This is a genomic window from Pradoshia sp. (genome assembly GCF_051873915.1).
Classification (GTDB): Bacteria; Bacillota; Bacilli; order Bacillales; family Pradoshiaceae; genus Pradoshia.
Window position 1 is genome coordinate 11716 of the sequence record NZ_JBJEFJ010000049.1, and the last position, 5520, is coordinate 17235.

A 5520-nucleotide genomic window follows, 5' to 3' on the forward strand; every position below is an offset into this window, starting at 1 on the left:
CATAGGGGGCGCTGTCTTTTTTGTGTGGGCTGGGAAGGAGGTAGGGAGGAGCTCAACTCAGGGATTAGCGCCCATACGCTCATATTATTGCCCTAACGCAGGGGGGCGCCCATACCCACGAGGTTTCGCCCATACCCACGAGATTTCGCCCTTAACTATCTGCGTTCGCCCATAAACGATGGGATATCGCCCTTAAACGGTTTAGTTTCGCCCATAAAGCTTAAGAAATCGCCCATAAACGGCGAAAATATGAAAAACCTCAGGAAAACAGAAGGCCAATCTATCCTAGAAAGCTGAAAATAGACAAGCTGACGGTCTTTTTGGAATGAAATCTTTCGTTTTTAGATAGATTCTCTTCGAAAACAAGCTCTAATTACGCTGTTTTGATTTTGCGAGCTTGCTCACGGCTGTCTTTCTGTCGAAGCAAAAGGAGAGCCTGTTCTAAAAGAAAGAATAGGAAAGGAGGGGGTGATTTGATAGAATAGAAGATAAGGTATGTAAGGGTTGGTGATACAAATTGTGGGAAACTTGGGTGATTGAATTACTTAAGGGAATTGGGTTGTTGTTTCTGAATCCGGTTCTGTATATTGGGTTGATAGTTACATATATGCTTGGCTCCAAGCGAGTTAAGCAGGAGCGCAAGCTGTTTCATATCCGGGTAGAGGATCCCATGATTGAGATGAAGGAGTACATCGTCCCAAGCCTGTTAACGGGATTTGTGTTGTCTGTCATGACGGGATTGCTTGGATTGAATGTACCATTTGAGTTTGTGCTGCTGGCAGGTTCTTTGAGTGTAATATTTAGTATATTCTTATTTGTCCGTCTGTTATCGCCGGTTTATACGGTTGGTTTGTCCTTTTTGATTATTTTCGGGCTTGGCATATATGGGTTTAATGGAATTTGGGATGAGGGCTATTTTGCCTTTGATCAAGCCATTTACCCATCCATTGCTGTTCTGGTCGGCCTATTGCTGCTGGCAGAAGGCTGGCTGATTCGCAAGAGAGGGGCTCTGCATGCGTCGCCTCTGTATGAGAAGGGAAAAAGGGGGATGCTTGTTGGGGCACAGAAGTCCAAACGGATTTGGCTTGTGCCAGTGCTTCTTTTTATCCCGAACGGTTTACTTGATGTACCAGGTGATTTCTGGCCTGTATTCTCCTTTGGTGAGACTGAGTGGGCGCCGCTTGTTGTTCCGTTCTTTATCGGTTTTTCCTTTAAAGCAAAGAGTACGCTGCTCGCCAATATTGTGCAGCCATTAGGAAGAAGCATGACAGTTCTTGGGCTGATTGTTCTGGCCATAAGTGCGGCTGGCTATTGGATTCCTTATGTAAGTCTCGCTGCGGTGGCGGCTGCAATCATTGGACATACGATTATCTTCTCTGTTTATAAGAGCAGGGAGGAGAATCGTTCCTCCTTCTTTACCTCTTCCAAAAATGGGCTGATGATTCTTGGAATATTGCCTGAATCACCGGCTGAGCGGATGGGGCTTCGTCCGGGGGAGCTTCTGACGAAGGTGAATGGACGGATGGTTTATTCGAGGACAGAGCTTTATGAAGCCCTGCAATCGAATCGTGCACATTGCAAGCTTGAGATTTATGATATTAATGACCAAATACGACTTGTACAAAATGCTCTGTATGAGGGTGATCACCATGAGCTGGGAATTCTGGCCGTGGAGAGTCGAAAGCTCCTTCCAATGGAAGGTGTACAATAATGATAAAAAGGATGCAGCCAAGATGATGGCTGCATCCTTTTTTAAAATAATCTTTGTAGAAATTGTATAATAGCAGCAATTCCCATGCTATAGACCGCAATGGAAAGAGGTTTCCCGAGAAGGATGATTGCGATGAACCTCCCTAGCCTCATCTTCGTCAAACCAGCCATATAACAGAGCACATCATCCGGGAAGCCGGGAAAGAAGATGGCGCTTGCGAAGAAACGCTCGAAACGCCTGCCTTTATTGATCCATTGACTGTACTTATTATAGTTCTTCTCTTTAATGATATTTTTCACAAAATCACTGCCGTACTTCCTTGAAAGGATGAAGACGAGAATGGAGCCAAGGCAGATACTGAAATAATTGTACAGAAATCCCCTCCAAGCTCCGAAGATAACGACTCCGGCAACCGTGCTGATTCCGCCCGGCAAAAATGGAAAGACAACTTGAACAATTTGAATGAGCATGAAAACTAGCGGAGCAAACGGACCATAGCCATCAATGTAGTGCTGAAAGCTCACCGTAGAAGAAAAAATTCCCCGATGATATAAAACAGCGATAAAGATGCCAATAGCCAGGAATCCTATGAAAGTGACGGAATTAACTAGGTACATAACCCATTTATTCTTATCCATTGTTCTGCCCTCTTATGAAGAAATTTTATGAACGGCTCTCCATGACTTCAACTGTCCTTTGCTTAATGGGATCAAGCTCCTTGCTCAATACAGGAATCGGCTCGTGAAAGTGCACGCTGATTTGATTGAATGGGAGTGGAACCATGTACTTATCCCAGCGCCTTGTCAGTCGGATTTTTCTCTTTACCTCAATGGAGACGGGGACGATGCGTCGTTTGGAAACACGGGCAAGGATATAGGAAAAATCCTTTGGCACATGATAGGGACCAAGCGGGCCGTCAAATGCCAAAGCGAGATGACCTCCATCAGCTCCATTGATTTTTTTGCGTATTTTAAAAAGAAAGCCTCCCCCAACAGATTCATCGGGAACTCGGAGCGGGGTATATCCGAAATATTCACAGAGATTGGCGATATAGTCGCCTCTTCTATTGCTTGTTGTAATCACAAAGATATTTGTTCCTTTCAGCGCAGGAATGATGCAATAGCTGTCCCCATGCCAAAATCCTAGAACAAACCTTTCTTCTTCGCAGGTAATCATGGACTTCCCTGTATAGCGGACCTGGCTTGTTCGGTATACAAGGTCAATATAGTTGGTGGCCAGCCAGTGAAATAATTTATCTCCATAACACTTAAACTCAATCATTTGAAATCACGTCCCTTGATGATTCTTCTTGTACGACAGCAGTATGCCTCATCTCATAATCCTTTTGTGCCTCATGATAGGCAGAGACGGCCTCCTTCGCCATATTGGGAATGGAATATCGTTTGGCAAAATGATAGGCTCGTGAGGACATTTCCTCTCGCTCTTTTGGATGCTCCATTAGATAGATCACTTTCTTTGCCCATTCCTCTATTCTCTCGATGGTTTTGTAGCCATTCTCCCCATTGACCACGACATCATCAATGCCGCTTGAGGCGACTGCGACAACTGGACAATGACCGGCCATAGCCTCCAGAATGACCATCCCCTGTGTTTCTGATTTTGAGCTGAAGAGGAAGAGGTCAGAGGCTTGATAGTACTGATTGACTTCCTCAGGGGCCACTGAGCCGATGAGCACCACGTTTTCCTCTAGGCCATCCTCTTGAATTCGCTGCTTTAGATGCTCCTTTTCAGGGCCGTCTCCAACGATGATACAGCTGAAAGGTACATCGGTATGGTGTTTAATATAGTGAATGGCATCAATTAGGAAGAAGATGTTCTTCTCCTGGGCAAGCCTCGATACGGAGCAGAGCAATAGCTCTCCTTCCTGTACGAAGGATTGTCGCAGGCTCATCACGCTGTCAACAGTGCTGTGCTGATAGTCATCAAAATCAATGGCTGTTGGCAAGACGGCGATATGGCGGCTTACACCAATATTGGACAAATATTCTTTTGCTGTCGTGGTCGGCGCCACGATGGCATTGCAGTTTTGCGCGAAATGCTTCACCATTTTATGCGAAAGTACATTTTTGAAATATAGTTTTAGGAACGGCAGGAAGCGGTAGTAGCTATCAAACCGTGTATGATAAGTGAAAACAACTGGTATTTGATATTTCCTCGCCAATTGCATGCCCTTTTTCCCCATCCAGAACGGATGATGCACATGAACGATATCAAATGGATGAGCCGCGAATGCTTCCTCGATCTTGGTCGAATAGATATTTACAATCGGGAAGTTGAACACCTTTGTTTTGCGGTACCACATGAGCTCGCAGCGAATGGTATATGGGTCATCCTCCTGCTGATTTAGTCCAGGGTATTTTGGCGCAAAAATATACACCTCATGGCCTTGCTCTCTCAATCCCTTCGCCAGACGGTGGATGGAATTCGGTACGCCGCCGATGAAAGGCAAATAGGTATTGGTAAACATGGCAATCGTGAGCTTTTTGTTCCTTGGTCCCTGCTGATTGGGATGCGTGAAATCCCGGTAATAATTCACCTCTTTCGTTGCTTGGATGTAAAGGACGATGGCTAAAAGTACGAGTATACTGACCATGATGGTGAAGTTTGTCCGATTTGTGTAGAAAAGTGAATGGATGAAGATCCAAACATTCTCCATGGTGTTCAGGATTGGGGAGCTCTGGCCCCCTTGCTTAACAATGCCGTATTGAACTTCCTCGCCGCTGACGGTGATTTTCATATAATGATAGAAGCTATTCTTCTCCTTGGAGAGGAGCGGCCCGCCAGCCCCGCCGCTGACATAATAGCCCACCCCGTCTATTTCCCGTTCGTCATAGATGGAAGGCCCTGAGGCAAATACGGCATCCACCTTATACTCGGCAAATATACTCGTTAAGAAATGCCGGAAGCTGTCGCTTTGTATGTATTGGTCCGTATCATCTGATGAATCATGAATGACATACGGAGCTTTGTTGAGAAACACGAATATATGGCGGCAGCCAGAGGCTTGTTCCAGTTCCGTCTTAAGCCATTCCTTTTGCAGCTCCTCTGATGTTTGCCCGGTTGTATCCAGGAAAATAAAATACGATTCACCGAGCTGGTAGGAGAAATAAAAGGGACCGAATTGCCGGTAAAAGCGGAGGGCCCCGCGGTCTGTCATTTCGGTCTGTCCGAATCCGGTAATGGTCGGTACTTGAATCTTCTCAAAGCTTTTATTCAAGATCCGGTATTTATCCTCTGAACCGTCCAAAACCGCATTACCGGTTGAGATAACAAAGTTAATATCCGAATCCTCGTTGATGGTATTGACCATTCGTTTATCAAAAATATCAATAGAATTCTTGATGTTACCGAGGACAGCGAATGTATATGAATCAGTGTCCTCCATTCTCCTTATCTCTTTAATGCTAGTAACATTAGCTGTATTTGCCTCAGGTTCAAAGGCATATAAATACCCTTTGTATCCAAGGACAAGTACTAATATTACTATATCGATATATAATAAAAACTTGACCTTTTTCCTCATATCCTTCAGCCCTTTGTATGGATTCTTGCTGATAATAGTTTAGAAGTTTTTCTATATAAGAGAGACTATGATTTATACTCAATTCCCCGAAAGGAGCCCGATAAAACTATTCTTATATATTTTTTGGTCATATCAGATTTGTGGATTTAGGTATATCGGCCATTTTCAACTTGAAATGAAATCCAGGAATAAAGGCTTTGATGCGGCAGCTTCGACGATTGAGAGGATGATTGTAAGCGGATGTTTCAATAGGCAAAAAGGATTG

4 protein-coding genes are annotated in these 5520 nt (G+C 44.5%); 1 reads left to right on the plus strand and 3 read right to left on the minus strand.

What is annotated here, in order from left to right; all coding sequences use genetic code 11:
- Positions 1–532 precede the first annotated feature (532 nt).
- On the plus strand, positions 533–1711 hold the full coding sequence (locus ACI35L_RS05170; protein WP_156185531.1) for a PDZ domain-containing protein: 1179 nt from the start codon (positions 533–535) through the stop codon (positions 1709–1711).
- A 41-nt stretch (positions 1712–1752) separates the two neighbouring features.
- Here ACI35L_RS05170 and ACI35L_RS05175 read toward each other — a convergent pair whose 3' ends face one another.
- Genes ACI35L_RS05175 through ACI35L_RS05185 form a run of 3 tightly spaced genes read right to left on the minus strand, consistent with a single transcriptional unit; the run spans position 1753 to position 5255 of the window.
- On the minus strand, positions 1753–2349 hold the full coding sequence (locus ACI35L_RS05175) for a TVP38/TMEM64 family protein (RefSeq protein ID WP_049669445.1): 597 nt from the start codon (positions 2347–2349) through the stop codon (positions 1753–1755).
- A 25-nt stretch (positions 2350–2374) separates the two neighbouring features.
- Positions 2375–2992, minus strand: coding sequence for a lysophospholipid acyltransferase family protein (locus tag ACI35L_RS05180; protein WP_049669446.1), 618 nt, complete (start codon positions 2990–2992; stop codon positions 2375–2377).
- Entirely contained in the window at positions 2985–5255 is a 2271-nt protein-coding gene (locus ACI35L_RS05185; protein WP_439802380.1) for a glycosyltransferase, read from the minus strand. The genes ACI35L_RS05180 and ACI35L_RS05185 overlap by 8 nt, the downstream gene beginning before the upstream one ends.
- Between the last annotated feature and the right edge of the window lie 265 nt (positions 5256–5520).